Origin of the sequence: Komagataeibacter oboediens, from assembly GCF_003207815.1 — a bacterium.
In the GTDB taxonomy this organism is placed as follows: Bacteria; Pseudomonadota; Alphaproteobacteria; order Acetobacterales; family Acetobacteraceae; genus Komagataeibacter; species Komagataeibacter oboediens.
Genome location: NZ_NKTX01000165.1, coordinates 1 through 1,818, shown reverse-complemented (window position 1 = coordinate 1,818; position 1,818 = coordinate 1). Strand labels below are relative to the sequence as shown.

Here is a 1,818-nt window from a genome sequence, read left to right as displayed (position 1 = left end):
GGCTCTTCCGCAAAGTGTGTGGTGATTTTTGCGCTATGAGATTGGAAGTACACGTGCCCTGAGGAGTTCGAATCCTGCTCTCCCGAACATGGTGCGCTTTATCATTTTCAATCGACTGATCTGCCCCTCGACAGGGCTGGTTGTCCATGATGTCACAAGAGAAGCCCGAATAGCTGCGGCATCCCGTTCAAGGGCTGGAACCAGACGGGAGAGCAGCGTATCCCTTCCTTCTTTCAGTAAAAGCCTGAGGTTATCTTCTGATTTCCTGCAGAGCAGATTTTGCATTTTTCTTACCCAGCTGGTCGTTTTTTCCAGTTGGGGTTCTGCTGCAAGAAGTTCCCTGACAAACAGGGTCTGCTGATCGGCAAGTGTTCCAGGATCCGTCAATAGGAGGCGTGCCAGTTTCCGTCCGAGGGGAGGCACAGCATGGCGTCGGAAGCGCTGTTGTGGAGACGCAGCCTGTCGTATCGTCAACCATTTCCACACAATCCCATATTTCCCGGTAAAGCCCTGACTGACCAACTCCCGCCACAATGTAGTGGCGTTATGGCATCCTTCATGCCATCGCCTGTCCAGATAATCCGTATAAGGCGCGAGGATGCCGGGCTTTGTCGTGGTACGCTGCCATGTCGGGGCGTGCCCCTGCCTGAACCAACGCCGCAGGGTCTTGCGCTCGACACCGATCATGTCAGCTATGGCCTGAAGGCCATGCCCTTCGGCTTTCAGGGCAAGGGCATCATTGAATCGGGTTTCACGCCTTGACTGTGCGGCCTGGCTCGCATTCCGTGTGGGCGCCTGTGCTTTTTGCAGGCATGATGGCTGGGCACGCATCCCGGTATCCGTGGAGGCTGACTGACAGAGTTTCTGCGTGATCTGCCTGGCTGTACGGGCATACCGGTCCACAACCGCTACAAAGGCATCCGAGAGGTTTCTGAGCAGATGCCATCTGTCTGTGACCTGAACGGCCGATGGTGCGCCTCTGTAACAGGCATCCGCGTAGGCTCCAGCCCGGTCTCTGGCAATGATCTCAATACCGGGATTTTGCACAAGCCATGCAGCAAGGGTATCCGCCTGCCGGTCTGGTAGCAGGTTCACCACATCATTTTTTTCCAGATCGACCAGGATGGTGCCGTAATGATGCCCCCGACGCCAGGCCCAGTCATCCACACCCAGAACACGGGGAGACCGCGCAGGGGGCTTCCCTGACATTCTGGAAAGGAGCCTGCGGATCAGAGTGTCTGCGCTGACCGGGCAACGCAGGCGTTCTGCCATTCTTGCGCCTGCAGACCCACCCAGGGCATGGGCCACATAATGGTGAAGGTCTGTCAGGCGCATGGTATGCCGCCCATAGCGCACGGCCATATCAGAAAGCGGGATGACAAACGTCCGGCGACGACAACCAGCAGTGTTGCAGTAAAGACGGAACGAGGAAACCCGGAGCGTAACACGACGGCCCTGCCAGGGCAGATCCGACAATGTGCGGCGATAAAGACTATGGATCCGCTGCGTCCGGATATGACAGTCGGGACAGACAGCACTGCGATCACGCAAACTCGCTTCAATCTGCACCGTATTGTCGCTCGGCGTGACCTGATCAACAACGAGAGAGGGAGGAAGATCAAGGCACCGGAAGCGTGACACGACAGAAAAATCCCCAAAAGTTGCATACCTTCAGGATTTCTCAGCTTCTTTTCCGCAGTACAAGTCCTCGCACCACAGACTTTGCGGAAGAGCCGAGAACTGACCCGGGTTTTTCATCAGGAATTGACCCAGCCAGCTGCTATTTCAGGCGTAGTCGGGCGGGCGGTCAAGAAGAGG

The 1,818-nt window shown here is 56.4% G+C and carries 1 protein-coding gene; it reads right to left on the bottom strand.

Annotated elements, in window-relative coordinates:
• Window positions 1-33: 33 nt before the first annotated feature.
• Window positions 34-1,641 carry an ISL3 family transposase gene (locus CFR80_RS17920; protein WP_110507835.1) on the bottom strand — a complete coding sequence of 536 codons (1,608 nt, stop codon included), beginning with the start codon at window positions 1,639-1,641 and terminating at the stop codon, window positions 34-36.
• Window positions 1,642-1,818 lie beyond the last annotated feature (177 nt).